This is a genomic window from Vagococcus penaei, from assembly GCF_001998885.1.
GTDB lineage: Bacteria > Bacillota > Bacilli > Lactobacillales > Vagococcaceae > Vagococcus > Vagococcus penaei.
Genome location: NZ_CP019609.1, coordinates 1665939 through 1681128, shown reverse-complemented (window position 1 = coordinate 1681128; position 15190 = coordinate 1665939). Strand labels below are relative to the sequence as shown.

The window sequence follows — 15190 nt, the reverse complement described above, 5'->3', positions numbered from 1 at the left end:
CCCTACAAGCATGAGTATAAATAAATCTATACTACTATTATTCTAATAGTTGTCGCTGGTAGTGTCAACTTATTAATGAGATTTGTCAGACAACTTGCATAAAAAAAGAACGCAAGTTAAACTAAGTTCACTTACGTTCAGGCTTTTATTTTTCAGGTTTTTCAGGAAGATCAAGTGGTAATTCACTATCTGCTTCTTCTTTTGCTTCTGGCGTAGGTATCACGCCATCAATTTCATAGGCAACACGAACTTTTTGGTAGATATCTTCCATCATCTCAGGATGCTCAGCAAGGAATTTCTTCACGTTTTCGCGACCTTGACCAATGCGTTCTTCTTGATAAGAGTACCACGCACCGCTTTTATTTACGATGTCTTTATCTGAAGCCATATCAAGTAGTTCACCTTCTTGTGAAATACCCTCTCCGTACATAATATCAACTTCAGCAATTTTAAATGGCGGTGCCACTTTATTTTTTACCACTTTAATTTTAGTCCGGTTACCAACAATATCCGTACCAGATTTTAGTTGTTCAGCACGACGGACTTCTAAACGAATCGTTGCATAAAATTTTAGCGCACGTCCACCAGGTGTTATTTCAGGGTTACCAAACATAACTCCCACTTTTTCACGAATTTGATTAATGAAAACAGCAATTGTTTTCGTTTTGTTAATTGTTCCAGACAACTTACGTAGTGCTTGTGACATCAAGCGGGCTTGTAACCCAACATGTGCGTCACCCATCTCACCGTCAATTTCAGCACGAGGAACTAATGCGGCAACAGAGTCAATCACGACGATATCAATCGCCCCACTTGATACTAGAGCTTCAGCAATATTTAAGCCTTGTTCACCAGTATCAGGTTGTGATAATAATAACTCATCAATATTGACACCTAATGCTTGAGCATACTTAGGATCTAACGCATGCTCAGCATCAATAAATGCAGCCGTTCCACCTTCTTTTTGGACAGATGCAATAGCATGTAAAGCTACTGTTGTTTTACCAGAACTCTCAGGCCCATAAATTTCAATAATCCGTCCACGTGGGTAACCACCAACGCCTAAAGCAGAATCAAGAGCCAAGGATCCTGATGAAATAGTTGAAATACGTTGGTCAACCTTTTCACCTAATTTCATAATTGACCCTTTACCAAAATCTTTTTCTATCTTTTTTAATGCTGCATCTAACGCCAATTTTCTATTATCCGACATTAAAGAGCCTCCTTATTATTTAATCAATGTAGTGTCCTAATCATAATCTTTTTAATCAAAAAAATCAAGAAGAATACGAACAAATATTCGCATTTTTATTAGACTAAATGTTTTCTTAAGAAATTTAATCCATGTTTCACTGCACCATCACGGATGTAGCTTCGATTACGCTTAATCGTTAGACGTTCAACGAACTCACCATGTGGCGTGACTAACCCAATGATAATCGTTCCTACTGGTTGTCCATCAATTTCTTTAGGTCCAGCAACTCCGACAATTGAGACACCATAAGTTGCTCCAAAAGTCTGACGCCCCGCTTTAGCCATCGCTAGGGCGCATTCTGCGCTAATCTCACCATATTTCAATAATAAATCTGGAGAAATACCAACCAACTGCTCCTTACTTTGACGCGTATAAGCGGTAATACCTCCAGAAAAAATAGCTGAGCTACCTTCAATGTTAGTAATGCGATGTTGACACTCCCCTCCTGTCATCCCTTCAACAAAAGTGACTGTCTGTGCTCGATTTTTCAATTCATTAACCACAACTTCTTCAATTGTCGTATTTTCACCATAGCCATAGAAGAAGTCACCAACTTGAGTCATAATTAATGCTTCCAATGTATCAAGCATCGCCTCACCATCATCAACTGTTGAACATTTTGCAGTAATCCGCAACATCACTTCATTTGATTTCGCATATGGTGCAATTGTCGGGTTAGTTTGTTGGTCCATTAATTCTTTTAACTCTGTGACAATCCTTGATTCTCCAATACCCATAAAACGTAAATATCTCGAAACAAGTTGATGTGTCTGAGGTGCTTTTTCTTTTAACAGAGGATAGACCTCTTCGCGAACCATCGCTTTCATTTCACTAGGTGGTCCCGGTAATAATAAATAAGCCGTACTGGTAGTCACATCTTCATAGTAAGAGCCACAAGCTAGTCCAGCTGGATTTTGAATAGTGGTGCTCATCTCTAAAGTTTGCGCTTGTTTTTTGTTATTTTCAGTCATGGGACGTTGGGCATCTTTAAAAAAGTTATTCAAACGATTCATCGCCTCATCATCATAAACTAGACGTACTTTTAGAAAATCAGCTACCGTTTCTTTGGTCAAGTCGTCGTCAGTTGGACCTAACCCACCACAAATAACGACTAAATCACTCCGATGTTGCGCAATGTCTAGGGTTTCTGTTAATCTTTTGGTATTATCGCCTACAACCGAGTGATAATATACTTCAATCCCTAAGCTAGCTAAAAATTGTGAAATATAAGTTGCATTAGTATTAGTAATTTGTCCTAATAATATTTCAGTCCCTACAGCAATGATTTCTGCTTTCATCTTTCGACGCTCCTATCTTTAACATACGAATTTCGCTTCCAATTTATTTTAACACACATAAATACTTTCATAATGCGTTATGTCTTAAAAAATTTACCAAATCGTTTCGCTAAAAATGACGAGTCAGAAACATTTTTGTGATAAAATGAAACAGACTACTAGAAGAGGTGAAAAAAATGGCGCAATACAAGAGTGTCTTTGATATTATCGGTCCAGTAATGATTGGTCCAAGCAGTTCCCACACAGCTGGAGCTGCTCGCATAGGTAAAGTTGTGCGAAGTATTTTTGGTGAACAACCTGAACAAGTTGATTTATATTTATACGAATCTTTTGCAAAAACTTACCGGGGTCATGGTACAGACATTGCATTAGTTGGTGGCTTACTTGGCATGGAACCTGACGATCAGCGCCTAGCTGACTCGATGAAACTTGCACACGAATTAGGGATGCAAGTGACATTTGTGCCCCGTCCTGAAAAATCTGATCATCCCAATCAAGTGAAAATTGTTGTACGTTCGGGTAATCGAATATTATCTTGTACGGGCATTTCAATTGGTGGCGGATCCATTCAAATTTCTGAACTTGACGGCTTTAAAGTCAATTTAGATATGACGACACCAACATACCTGACTGTACATCAAGATCGTCCAGGTGTAGTAGCACACGTAACACATATTTTGTCTGAAAAACACATTAATATTAGCACAATGACCGTTACAAGAGAATCAAAAGGTGAAAAAGCCATTATGATTATTGAAGTGGACGAGCGCGTTGAAGGTCTAACAGATGTTTTAAAAAATATTGAACACGTTCACTCAGTGAGCTTTTTCGGATAGGAGAGACACATGTTATTTCAATCAATTGAAGAACTACTTAGTTTAACTGAAACTTACGGCACTATCGCCGAAACTATGATTCAAACAGAAATCGAAACCTCACAATATTCACGCGAGGTTATAATTGAACATATGTCTAAAAACCTAACTGTGATGATGGCATCAATTGAAAAAGGTATTGGTGGGGTAACTTCTGTGACTGGTCTGACTGGTGGGGATGCAACACGTATGAATGATTACCTCGCAGCTGAGAATTATCTAAGTGGCCAAACCATCTTAAAAGCCGTTCGTAATGCAATTGCCGTTAATGAAGTAAATGCCGAGATGGGCTTAATTTGTGCCACTCCAACTGCCGGAAGTGCAGGTGTCGCTGCAGGTGTCTTAGCTGCCATGGTGGAAGATTATGGTATTTCTCATGAAGAACAACTAGAATTTCTCTTCACAGCAGGTGCGATTGGTCTCGTTATTGCCAACAAAGCGTCCATTAGTGGCGCAGCTGGTGGCTGTCAAGCAGAAATCGGTTCTGCTAGTGCAATGGCTAGTGGAGCTTTAGTCGCTTTACGAGGTGGCACACCACAACAATCTGCCCAAGCTGTTGCAATTACACTAAAAAACATGCTAGGACTAATTTGTGACCCTGTAGCCGGTTTGGTTGAAGTCCCTTGCGTTAAGCGAAATGCATTAGGTGCTTCACAAGCATTCATTTCTGCTGATATGGCGTTAGCTGGCATCGAAAGTGTAATTCCTGTTGATGAAGTGATTGAAGCCATGCACCAAGTGGGAATGCAAATGCCTAGTATCTTCAAAGAAACAGCTGAAGGTGGGTTAGCAGCGACTAAAACAGGTAAAGCTATCATACATCGTCTATATTCAAATGACTAATTTCAATACCTTATCTGCGAGTCTCACCCATCTTTTTGATGGTGACTCGCATTTTTCAATTAAGCCGAAATCCATGGAGGAACGTTATGAAAAAACCACAACTTGCTATCGACTCTCTAACACCAACTTCTTTTTTTACTATTTTTGATGACTCAGATTTTTCACTATACAATCATTGTATTGAACAAGAAGAAATTCTAGAGCAACAAATTCAGCGTCCATTATTAGACAAATGCTATTTTAAACAAGTCAATTTCTCAAAGTCATTGTTTCAAAATATTGAAATGACAGATTGTATTTTTGAAAATTGTGACCTTTCAAACTGTGATTTATCTGAAAGTATTATCTATCGTACGCAATTTTTAAATTGTAAACTAGTCGGAACATCATTTTATAAAAGTTATTTTCATGATACCGAATTTTACCAATCGAAAATGACTTTTACTAATTTTAGTGAATCAAAAATAAAACAGTCGATTTTTAACGATAACTTCATGGAGAATGCTGATTTTATTGAGTGTGAACTTAAAAAAACACTGTTTAAGACTTGTCAGCTAGAAAACACTAATTTTTTCGATACCTCTTTGAAAAAAATAGATCTTAGTACCTGCCAGTTTAATCAGTTAGATATCCAACTAGATGGCTTACAAGGTTGCACCCTCAATCAAGAACAAACACTATATTTTGCTATGAAATTTTTGGGTATTACGATAGTTTAAAACTAACCAAAAACTCTAGTCAGACACCGAATCAATAGTGTCTAACTAGAGTTTTTAAATAGTCGATGGTTCGCTTGCCTTTTCTTCTGGTAGGTAGTCAACACCTAAACCTGTTAATGCACTGATAACAGAAAATACAGGTGACAATAAACTAAATAAGGCAAAAGGTAGGTAAACAAGCGTTGGGACACCAAACGTATTGGCAACAAAACTACCGGCAATCCCCCAAGGAATAAGGTAATTAATTACTGTTCCACCATCTTCTAAAGTTCGACTTAAAACAACCGGATCTAAGCGCAACTTTTGAAATTCTCCTTTAAATGCATTTCCTGGTAAGATAACAGATAAAAATTGTTCTCCAATAAATAGATTCACGCCAATTCCAGATAATAATGTCACAATAATTAATGACTTCGCTGAGTTTAATTTATTAGCAATCGCTCCAATCACTGTTGAAACCAATCCTAACTCCATCAAAATCCCACCTAATGATAAGGTTAAAATAATTAATAAAACAGTCGGCATCATGCTATTAATGCCACCACGAGTTAATAAGGCATCAATTTGTTGGTCACCAGTTTGTGATACAAAACCAGTTTCAACCACTTTAGCAATTGTTTTAAAACCAACTGCTGGATTATGAATCAGTGTCATCACAATACCTAATAAAACATTCAAAAGGATTGTAATCACAGCTGGAATTTTTTTCCAAGCACAAAATAACATGAATAAAATGGGGAGTAGTGACATTAAACTAATATTAAAATGACTCTCTAAAACTGCAGATACTTCTTTAATATTTCCTAGGTCCGCTTGACTGTCATTAAACCCTAAAATCGCAAAAGCAATTAGTGACACGACAAACGCTGGTAAAGTTGACCACATCATGTGTTTGATATGCTTAAATAAATCAGCCCCTACAATTGCTGAAGCAAGGTTGGTTGATTCAGATAACGGCGACATCTTATCACCAAAAACTGAGCCTGATACAATCGCACCTACAACTAGCGCTTCATTCAAACCTAACGTTGCACCAATCCCAAAAAAAGCAATCCCAATTGTCGACATGACGGTAAACGCACTACCAACTGCACTTCCGACAATAGCACAAACTAAAAAGACAGAAGGCACAAACCATTTAACACTAAGTAACTTAAAACCAACTACCATCAGTGTTGGAATAATACCTGCTTGAATCCACACAGAAATCAAAGCTCCCACAAGTAAAAAAATAAAAATCGGAATAATTCCTGGCTGTAATCCTTTTTCAATTCCTTTATTAATTACATTTAACGGCAATCGTCGAGCAATCACATAAATCATAATTAGTGAAATTGCTAATAGTATAGAGATATTAGGGGATAGCTTCAAGCCAATCACACTAACTGAAATACTCAAAATAATCACAATTAAGACAATACTCGCTTCTAATAAACTAATTTTTTTCTCGGACATTAATTGTCACTCCTCTTATTTTTTATTAATTGCTTCTAGATTTCACGATCAGACAATATCGACTAATTCCTCCACACCCCATAGATAAAAATCCTCCTTCAAATAAAAAATTCGCCCTTAACAAACTAACTTGTTAAGGGCGAATTTTATCCACGGTACCACCTTATTTCAAAACGCTTCGACAGACTAGCGTTTCCTCATTCATTATTCATATGTCTACAATTCTAATGTAATTCACAAATAAAGTGGGTCAATTCACAGCAACCATTGACTTTCTGATACCGAGCTTTATTTCCTACTTCGTTAGAAAGGTTGTCGTTCGAGAAGTGCTAAAAAACTTAAAATAAAAACGCCCTTAACAAACTAACTTGTTAAGGGCGAATATATCCGCGGTACCACCTTATTTAGAAACAGCTCTTGCTATCTCTATCTCATTCATTATTCACATGTCTACAATCTTAGTGTAATTCACAAATAAAGTGGGCCAATTCACAGCAACCATTGACTTTCTGATACCAACCTTTATTTCCTACTTTGCTAAGAAGGATATCTTGTGATTCATAATAGGCAATTATTACTTAAAAGTCAAGCAATAAATAAAAAAAGTTAACTCAACAAATCGCCAAGTTAACTTTTTATATGATTTTTATAACTTATCAACTTGGTCAAAATCAAGCTCAGTACTAGTTTCACGACCAAACATATCGATATTAACTTTTAATTTTTGCTTTTCATTATCTAGTTCAGTAATTTCACCAGTTAATCCTGTAAAGGCTCCGGCTTTGATTGTAACAACTTCACCTAGCTCAACGTCTAAGTCAGACGTACGACGGCTGATGCCAAGCTTTTGTAAAATTTGTGCGACTTCTTCTTCTAATAAAGGAGCGGGTTTACTACCGGCACCATGTGACCCAACAAAGCCAGTCACTCCTGGTGTATTACGGACAATATACCAAGAATCATCACTCATAATCATTTCAACTAACACGTAACCAGGAAAAGTTTTTTTAGCGGTAATCTTTTCCTTACCATTTTTTATTTCACGTTCTTCTTCTTCTGGAACAACGACACGAAAAATATTGTCTTCCATCCCCATACTTTGCGCCCGTGACTCAATATTGGCTTTCACCTTGTTCTCGTAACCAGAGTAAGTATGTAATACATACCAATTTTTTTCCAATGATTCCATGTTCTTAGAACCTACCTTTTCTTGATAAAATAAAAAAACCTCGTCTTGCCGAAGTTTTCCATTGCTCTTTTATTATAGCATTCATCTAGTAGTCTGGCTAGCATTAGCCAAGATTCTTAGTTAAGAAATAAATTCAATAGTTTTCCTAGACCAAAGTCTACAAAAGCAAAAAAGACTGCAAATAAGATGGTTGATTGAATAACAGTGATGACATCTTTTGTTAATTTTTTCTTTGATGGCCAAGTAACAATTTTCATTTCAGCAATAACACTTTTTAAAAATTTCACAGTTGACAACTCCTTTTCATTACTTCGTTTCTCTATGTAGCGTTTGTGTTTTACAGTATTTACAAAACTTTTTTAATTCTAGACGCTCTGTGCGTTTTGCTGGATTAACAGCTTTTGAATAGTTTCTTGATCCACATTGTGAACAAGCTAAGGCTGCTTTATTTTGAGCCATGTTAGACTCCTCCTAAATTATAACATTATCTAATTTATTCTATCATTTAAAAATAAAGGAGTCAAATAAACTTATCCTGTTAGTTTAGAATTTATTCTAGCAATAGAGTGTGTTATTATAGAGTATATGACATAAAAAATGAAGGGGGACCCATCCATGTTAATCGAGTCAATTTGTATTCCTAAACGACGTTTAACAATTGTTAATGAGTCATGTACACTAGAGGATGCTTTAGGTATCTTAGAAGAATCGGGATTTCGCTGTGTACCGGTCTTAGATGAGACAGAAAAAATCTTTAGAGGAAATATCTATAAAATGCATATCTATCGTCATAAGGCGAATGGTGGCGATATGACACTACCTGTAACACATCTATTAAAAAATGCTACTAAATTCATTCATTTAAATTCATCATTTTTTAATATCTTCTTTACAATTAAAGAACTACCTTATATTGCAGTTTTAGATAGTAATGATCAATTCTATGGTATTTTAACACATAGCAGCCTACTTTCAATTTTATCTCAATCTTGGAATGTTGAAGAAGGACGTTATGCTTTAACCATTGCATCAACTGGTAAAAAAGGTGATTTAGCAAATATGTCTAAAATTATTGCCAAACATTCAGAAATTGCAAGTTGTATTACACTAGATATCGGTCGTGATAAATACATCAGACGGACAATTATCACTCTACCTGCGCATACAACAGAAGAAACCTTAGATATTATTGTTAAATCATTAGAAAAGAAAGATTTCTTTATTGCTGAAATCGAAGACTTACAAAATCCTCGCGAGGTTTAAATTTTATTAATCAATATATTGGAGTATTCGTTACTGTTTAACGAATGCTCTTTTTTGTTGATAAAAATAGACATAATAAAAAGAAGCGAACCTAAAGGCTCGCTTCTTTTTTTATATAATGACCTTAATTATTTAATTATCCAACTAAAATAATAAATTACTGTTGTTAATTATCATTCTCACCAGAAGATACTGTAGAATCATTTGAAGCATCTGCAGTTTTTGACATATCGCCATCACCTTTTGATGCTTTAGAAATATCATCCATTTTGGCTGTTAATTCTTTTTTAATTCTATCATCTTTTACTTTATCAATTTTAGCTTGAACTTTTTTAAATTCTTCAGGTTTTATATCCGTCCGGGCACGTGTGGGATCGCCGTTGTCAAATAAAGTCATGACACCATCTAGCGCTTCCCGTCTAGCTTTCATTTCAGGGCTTTCAGAACTATCTGTTTTCCCATCTGTGGTTTTATTTTTTTCTTCTTGTTTAGCAGACGGTGAAGATGACATTTTACTAAATGCCAAATACCCACCACCAATGACTGCAATAATCACAAGGATTATCACAATCATACCTACTTTAGAAGATTTTGGTTTTTGTTGATTTTGTTGATTTTGTTCCAACGTTAATCACACCTAAATTTAAATTAGTCTTATTTACCTTTACGGAAGAATAAGAATGCAGCAGTTAATACTGACATTAATCCACCAGCAACTAATCCAGCGTTTACTGTATCATTTGTTTGTGGTAATTTTTTAGCGTCTGCTTTTTTAGCAACAACTTTTTTAGCATCTACTTTTTTAGCGTCAGTTTTGTTACCCTTATCAGTTGTTGGTTTTGTTACAGGTTTTTTAGAATCTTCTGTTGATCCTTCTGTTTTAGAATCTTCTGTTGATCCTTCTGTTTTAGAATCTTCTGTTGATCCTTCTGTTTTAGAATCTTCTGTTGATCCTTCTGTTTTAGAATCTTCTGTTGATCCTTCTGTTTTAGAATCTTCTGTTGATCCTTCTGTTTTAGAATCTTCTGTTGATCCTTCTGTTTTAGAATCTTCTGTTGATCCTTCTGTTTTAGAATCTTCTGTTGATCCTTCTGTTTTAGAATCTTCTGTTGATCCTTCTGTTGATCCTTCTGTTGATTCTGTAGGTTTAGATGGTTCTAATGGAGTCCATGGAATTTCAATACCTAATTCAGCACGTAATTCTTTAATAACATCATTAACTTCTTTAGTTGTTTTAGCAGCATTTACTGCATTATCATAATATTTCTTTTCAGTTTTTGATAATTTACCATCTTTAGCGTAACCCGCAATTTCTTGTAACGCATCGTAACGAGTTTGGTATAATTTACTTGCATCTACAACTAATGCTTCAACTTCTTCAATTGATGTTGCAGCTGAAATTAGTTTATCATAGTTATAGTACTCATCTAATGAGATAGCACCATTGTAGTAGTGAGTAGAAATATCAGTTTTAGCTTCTTTTTTAGCTTCTGCTAATTTAGCAGCGTCTTTTGCTTCATTTAAAACAGATGCTACTTCGTCAAGATTTTGAGCAGCATCAATCTTGTCTTTGTAAGTATAGTAGTCTTGGCCTAATAAGTAACCAATGGCGTGTAATTCTACTTGAGCTTTAGCTTTACCTTCTTTTAATTCACCAGCAGTTTGAGCAGCAGCTACAGCAGCGTTTACTTCGTCAACAGTTGTTGCAGCGTCTACTTGATTAGCATATACCCAGTAAGTTTTTGAATCCATACCGTATTTGTGAGTAATAGCGTTGATTTGGTCTTTAGCTTTTGATTTAGCATCTGCTAACACGATATCATTTTTAACTCCAGTGACAATTGAGTTAACTTCGTCTACTGTTTTAGCAGCATCAATTGCTAATAAAGCATTTCCGTAATCTTCCCAATTTAAATTATTATCACTTGCTAAGAATAACTCTCTTAACTCTTTTTTAGCAGCTTCTTTAGCATCAGTTACAGCAACCATACCATTTAATTCAACAAGAACAGCAGCAACTTCTTCATTAGTTGTAGCAGCTTGTGCTTTAGTTACAAGAGCATTACGTTCATCACGAGAAATTTTACCAGCTTCACGATTAGCATCAATTTCACGGATAGCACTTGTTTTAGCATCAGTTACAGAACCAGCAGTTTTAGCTGCTGCAACAACAGCTTCTACTTCAGCAATAGTTGTTGCTGAATCGATTTGTTTGTTGAATGCTTCGTATTGTTCCCCAGTAATTTTTACGTTACCAGAAGTATATAGAGCTTGAACTTCTTTTTTAGCTTCTGCTTTTTTAGCAGCTAAATCAATACGTCCTTGAGAAACAGCTTTTGCTTCAGCAACGATTGCTTGACATCCAGCTTCGTTTCCTTTAACAGCTTCTGCTTGAATTCGTTGGTTGTAAGCAACTTTTTCTTCGCTTGATAAGTTTGTTAAGTTGTTGATTTGTGTTGTATAAACACTTGCATCAACTTTTGCAACTGGCTTAGCTGGAGCTGGTGTTTGAGTTCCAGTATTAGCAGTACTTGAATCTGTTTTTGTTTCTGTAGTTGAAGCTTCTGCTACAGGTGCTTCTGTTACAGGTGCTTCTGTTGCTTCTTCTTTTACTTTTTCATCTTTTGCAACTTCAGATGTTTGAACAGCTGCGTTTCCATTTGTTTCAGTAGCATTAGATACTAACGGCGCTACAACAGAACCAGCTAAAATAGCTAAAGTTGCAGTTGTTAATTTAACTTTCTTCATTAGAATTATCTCTCCCTTTAATTAAAAAAATGTTTTCATAAGCCCTTTATACAAATATCTGTCATGAATGTTAGACATTTTTTACATATAATTAATTTCTCCGCTTAGCATATCAAAAAAAGGTCTAACAAAAAAACATAGTAACAATCATTTTCATCCATATGCTTAAAGAACCTATATACCAATAATACAAAAAACTAAATTTTTTGTCAACTATTTATCTTATATCTGTCTATTTAATCAGTTATTTAAGTTTTACCGTCTTTTTTCTAATAGATAGTTTTTAAAACAGAAAAAATTTTAATAACGATAACGTTTGTAACCATTGATATATCAACGATTTTTTTAAAAGACAAATTTATCAAAAAATACTATTTATTTTCATTTTAAGTTAATTACTAATTAAATAATTACTAAAAAAATAAGTTTATCGCCTATATAAAAATACTAATATCAATGTTTTTAGTTAATTATTACAAATATATATTTTTCTAACAAAATAGTGACAAATATAACAAAAAAATATCGTTATACTCAGCGACAAAAAATTAATGGCGTATCCAATAATGGTTTATATGGTTTATATTTTTAAATATCTATTTTATCTTGTATAATATAGTAAGAAATAATCAAAAATACCCAATTTCATAATGAAATTGGGTCAGACTGTAGACAAAGTATCAAAAATTTGATACTTTGTCTTTTTTTCTTGGTAAAATAGAGAAAAGGAGTTGCTTCCATGCTAAAAAAACAAGATATGAGCAAACGTAATCAAATTGGTTTTTATTCTCTAGAAGATTTAGTTCCCAAGGAACATCTATTAAGAGATATTGATAAATATGTAGATTTTAATTTTATTTATAAGTTAGTTGAAGATAAATACGATGAATCAAATGGCCGCCCTAGTATAGATCCGGTTCTATTAATTAAACTTCCGTTGATTCAGTATCTTTATGGTATAAAAAGTATGAGACAAACTATTAAAGATGTTGAGGTTAACATGGCTTATCGCTGGTTTTTAGGTTTGGATATCGAAGATGCTGTTCCTCACTTCTCAACCTTTGGCAAAAATTATTCTAGAAGATTTCGTGGTACAGATATCTTTGAACAAATATTTTACGGCATATTAGAACAGTGTATTGAAGCTGAATTAGTGGATACTTCTGAAGTATTTATTGATGGTACTCATATAAAAGCACATGCAAATAATAAAAAATATGAAAGTAACGAAGTTACTGAAGAAACTCTTTTTTATGTGGAATCACTACAAAAAGAAGTTGAAATAGATAGAGAAAAAAGATTAAAAAAGCCCTTAAAAAGAAGAGAGGAAAGTGAAAATCAGGTAAAACATAAAAAAATTAGTAAAACAGATGATGAGAGTGGTTGGTTCCATAAAGGAGAGCATAAACAGGTTTTTGCTTATGCTGCACAAGTAGCATGTGACAAGAATGGTTGGGTTTTAGGATATACAACTCATCCTGGTAATCAACATGATAGTCGGACATTCATCGATATCTATAATAAATTACAAAGTCACTTTACCTTAGATAAATTAGTAATGGACGCTGGATACAAAACACCTGGTATAGCCCATTTATTATTTCAAAATAATTTAACACCTATTTTTCCATATAAAAGACCTATGACCAAAAAAGGATTTTATAAAAAACATGATTATGTTTACGATGAATACTACGATCAATATATCTGCCCTAATGTGAAAATTTTAAGCTATACAACAACTAACAGAGACGGATATCGTGAATACAAAAGTAATACGTCTGATTGTAGTCAATGCCCTTTGATTGCCTATTGTACTGAGTCAAAAGAAAAGAGGAAATTAATTCAACGACATTTATGGGAAAATGATATGGAACGTTGTGAAGACATACGTCATTCCCTTGGAATGAAAGCTATATATAATAATCGAAAACAAACAATTGAGCGATTATTTGGAACGGCAAAAGAATTTCATGGCTTACGTTACACTAATTTAATTGGGAAAGAAAAAATGCACATGAAAATTGGGCTCACTTTCGCATGCCTTAACATTAAAAAATTAGCAAAAATGCTTAAATTAAGAGACCTGAAGGGCTCTATTTTTTTATCTATTTTGGGAATTTTATCAAAAATAATGATAAGATACAAAAAAACAAACCAATTACCCTTTATGAGCAACTGGTTTGTCTTCAATCTGACCCAATTTCATAATGAAATTGGGTATTTTATCTAATGATTTTCTTTAATTTGTAAAAAGAATTTTTTCAACATTGGTGGGGCAATCAACGTTGTCAAGATAACCGAAATAATCACGGTTGTATAGTAATCTTGGTGCAATAATCCAGAACTTAATCCAGTTGTTCCGATAATTAAAGCAACTTCTCCACGTGAAACCATTCCTGAACCAATACTTAACGATGATAACTTGTCGAAACCAGTTAAACGAGCACCGGCAAAACCACCGATTAGTTTCGATAGTACAGCTACTACGGTACAGACAACTAAGAACCATAATTGTCCAAAAACGCCAGCAAATGAAATGCTTAGTCCAACGCTAACATAGAAAAACGGTACGAATAGCGCATTCGCAATTGGTTCAACGCTATGTTCGATTTCATCTTTAAAGTTTGTTTGCGAGATGAATAGTCCCGCGATAAATGTTCCGATAATACCTGCCATTCCAAGCATCTCACCAAAATAAGCAAAAGCAAAACAGATAACTAAAGCCGCACTTGTCACAGGCACTGTTACTTTGAAGCGACTAGCTAATTTCAAGAGCATTGGCACTAAATAAATACCCGCTCCAATTGCGACCGCAAAGAAAATAACTTTCTTCAAGATAACCATTGGAATTGAGACATCCGCAGCGCCATCACCACCCATAAATGACATGACAAACGCTAACAAGATGACGACTAAAATATCATCGACAACGGCCGCACCTAAAATCGTTGTTGATTCACGTGTCTGCATGACATTCATTTCCTTCAATACTTGAACGGTGATACTAACTGATGTAGCTGAGAATAAAACGCCTAAAAAGACGGAATGGTTTAAATCAAAACCAAACATTGAACCTACACCAAATGCACTTAAGAACGGAATAATGATACCAATAACTGCCACAGCTACTGAAGGTTTCCAATTTTCTTTTAATTGTTTTGTATCGGTTTCAAGACCCGCTAAAAACATTAATAACAATACCCCAATATCAGCAAAAACTTGAAATACTTCTGAATGATTGACCCAGGATAATAAGGCAGGGCCTAATACAATCCCAATGACTAATTTCCCTAAAACGGCTGGTTGTCCAATCATCACAGCCAAATGACCAAATACCTTTGTACTCACCAAAATAATAATGATGGTTAATAAAATCTCCATGATTCGCCTCCCAAATATTTATGATTCCATCTACTAATCTACAAGAATTTTGTATCCTTGTAAAGATAATCACTCGCTGGTCAAATGACTAAAAATGATATTTAATATGAAGGAAACGACAAAAAATTCACAAAAAAAAATTTACGAAATGAGGTTTAGCA

The 15190-nt window shown here is 34.7% G+C and carries 14 protein-coding genes; 5 read left to right on the top strand and 9 right to left on the bottom strand.

Going from position 1 to position 15190, the window contains the following annotated elements:
• Positions 1-145: 145 nt before the first annotated feature.
• Both recA and BW732_RS08015 read right to left on the bottom strand, forming a co-directional pair.
• Positions 146-1213 carry a recombinase RecA gene (gene recA / locus BW732_RS08020; protein ID WP_077276260.1) on the bottom strand — a complete coding sequence of 356 codons (1068 nt, stop codon included), beginning with the start codon at positions 1211-1213 and terminating at the stop codon, positions 146-148.
• Between the two features lie 98 nt (positions 1214-1311).
• Positions 1312-2553, bottom strand: coding sequence for a competence/damage-inducible protein A (locus BW732_RS08015; protein ID WP_077276259.1), 1242 nt, complete (start codon positions 2551-2553; stop codon positions 1312-1314).
• Between the two features lie 176 nt (positions 2554-2729).
• Here BW732_RS08015 and sdaAB point away from each other — a divergent pair, with 176 nt between their 5' ends.
• The 3 genes from sdaAB (at position 2730) to BW732_RS08000 (ending at position 4990) form a co-directional block, all read left to right on the top strand.
• Positions 2730-3389, top strand: a complete 660-nt coding sequence (gene sdaAB / locus BW732_RS08010; protein WP_077276258.1) for an L-serine ammonia-lyase, iron-sulfur-dependent subunit beta — start codon at positions 2730-2732, stop codon at positions 3387-3389.
• A 9-nt stretch (positions 3390-3398) separates the two neighbouring features.
• Positions 3399-4271 (top strand): L-serine ammonia-lyase, iron-sulfur-dependent, subunit alpha, encoded by an 873-nt coding sequence (sdaAA, locus tag BW732_RS08005; RefSeq protein WP_077276257.1) that lies wholly within the window; start codon positions 3399-3401, stop codon positions 4269-4271.
• Positions 4272-4357: 86 nt separating this feature from the next.
• Positions 4358-4990 carry a pentapeptide repeat-containing protein gene (locus tag BW732_RS08000; RefSeq protein WP_161485540.1) on the top strand — a complete coding sequence of 211 codons (633 nt, stop codon included), beginning with the start codon at positions 4358-4360 and terminating at the stop codon, positions 4988-4990.
• A gap of 54 nt (positions 4991-5044) precedes the next feature.
• Here the strand turns inward: BW732_RS08000 and nhaC are convergent, their stop codons facing one another.
• The 4 genes from nhaC to rpmG all read right to left on the bottom strand — a co-directional run bounded on the left by nhaC (position 5045) and on the right by rpmG (position 8093).
• Positions 5045-6445, bottom strand: a complete 1401-nt coding sequence (gene nhaC, locus BW732_RS07995; protein WP_077276255.1) for a Na+/H+ antiporter NhaC — start codon at positions 6443-6445, stop codon at positions 5045-5047.
• A 646-nt stretch (positions 6446-7091) separates the two neighbouring features.
• A complete protein-coding gene (gene nusG / locus BW732_RS07990; protein WP_077276254.1) occupies positions 7092-7634 on the bottom strand; it encodes a transcription termination/antitermination protein NusG in 543 nt (180 codons plus the stop codon).
• A 116-nt stretch (positions 7635-7750) separates the two neighbouring features.
• On the bottom strand, positions 7751-7921 hold the full coding sequence (secE, locus tag BW732_RS07985; protein ID WP_077276253.1) for a preprotein translocase subunit SecE: 171 nt from the start codon (positions 7919-7921) through the stop codon (positions 7751-7753).
• Between the two features lie 19 nt (positions 7922-7940).
• Positions 7941-8093, bottom strand: coding sequence for a 50S ribosomal protein L33 (gene rpmG / locus BW732_RS07980; protein ID WP_077276252.1), 153 nt, complete (start codon positions 8091-8093; stop codon positions 7941-7943).
• A 156-nt stretch (positions 8094-8249) separates the two neighbouring features.
• Here rpmG and cbpA point away from each other — a divergent pair, with 156 nt between their 5' ends.
• A complete protein-coding gene (gene cbpA, locus BW732_RS07975) occupies positions 8250-8897 on the top strand; it encodes a cyclic di-AMP binding protein CbpA (protein WP_077276251.1) in 648 nt (215 codons plus the stop codon).
• 166 nt (positions 8898-9063) lie between these two features.
• Here cbpA and BW732_RS07970 read toward each other — a convergent pair whose 3' ends face one another.
• Together BW732_RS07970 and BW732_RS07965 are read right to left on the bottom strand one after the other, a co-directional pair.
• Entirely contained in the window at positions 9064-9522 is a 459-nt protein-coding gene (locus BW732_RS07970) for a hypothetical protein (protein ID WP_077276250.1), read from the bottom strand.
• Positions 9523-9551: 29 nt separating this feature from the next.
• Positions 9552-11645 (bottom strand): LPXTG cell wall anchor domain-containing protein, encoded by a 2094-nt coding sequence (locus tag BW732_RS07965; RefSeq protein WP_077276249.1) that lies wholly within the window; start codon positions 11643-11645, stop codon positions 9552-9554.
• A 739-nt stretch (positions 11646-12384) separates the two neighbouring features.
• On the opposite strand from BW732_RS07965, the gene BW732_RS07960 reads away from it, so the two are divergent.
• Positions 12385-13878 (top strand): IS1182 family transposase, encoded by a 1494-nt coding sequence (locus tag BW732_RS07960; RefSeq protein ID WP_077276248.1) that lies wholly within the window; start codon positions 12385-12387, stop codon positions 13876-13878.
• Here the strand turns inward: BW732_RS07960 and BW732_RS07955 are convergent.
• A complete protein-coding gene (locus BW732_RS07955; protein ID WP_077276247.1) occupies positions 13875-15029 on the bottom strand; it encodes a cation:proton antiporter in 1155 nt (384 codons plus the stop codon). The genes BW732_RS07960 and BW732_RS07955 overlap by 4 nt on opposite strands.
• Positions 15030-15190: the final 161 nt, after the last annotated feature.

Coding starts and splice junctions, on each gene's coding strand:
- recA (WP_077276260.1), bottom strand. CDS start 1,213: ATGTCGGATAATAGAAAATTGGCGTTAGATGCAGCATTAAAAAAGATA.
- BW732_RS08015 (WP_077276259.1), bottom strand. CDS start 2,553: ATGAAAGCAGAAATCATTGCTGTAGGGACTGAAATATTATTAGGACAA.
- sdaAB (WP_077276258.1), top strand. CDS start 2,730: ATGGCGCAATACAAGAGTGTCTTTGATATTATCGGTCCAGTAATGATT.
- sdaAA (WP_077276257.1), top strand. CDS start 3,399: ATGTTATTTCAATCAATTGAAGAACTACTTAGTTTAACTGAAACTTAC.
- BW732_RS08000 (WP_161485540.1), top strand. CDS start 4,358: ATGAAAAAACCACAACTTGCTATCGACTCTCTAACACCAACTTCTTTT.
- nhaC (WP_077276255.1), bottom strand. CDS start 6,445: ATGTCCGAGAAAAAAATTAGTTTATTAGAAGCGAGTATTGTCTTAATT.
- nusG (WP_077276254.1), bottom strand. CDS start 7,634: ATGGAATCATTGGAAAAAAATTGGTATGTATTACATACTTACTCTGGT.
- rpmG (WP_077276252.1), bottom strand. CDS start 8,093: ATGGCTCAAAATAAAGCAGCCTTAGCTTGTTCACAATGTGGATCAAGA.
- cbpA (WP_077276251.1), top strand. CDS start 8,250: ATGTTAATCGAGTCAATTTGTATTCCTAAACGACGTTTAACAATTGTT.
- BW732_RS07965 (WP_077276249.1), bottom strand. CDS start 11,645: ATGAAGAAAGTTAAATTAACAACTGCAACTTTAGCTATTTTAGCTGGT.
- BW732_RS07960 (WP_077276248.1), top strand. CDS start 12,385: ATGCTAAAAAAACAAGATATGAGCAAACGTAATCAAATTGGTTTTTAT.
- BW732_RS07955 (WP_077276247.1), bottom strand. CDS start 15,029: ATGGAGATTTTATTAACCATCATTATTATTTTGGTGAGTACAAAGGTA.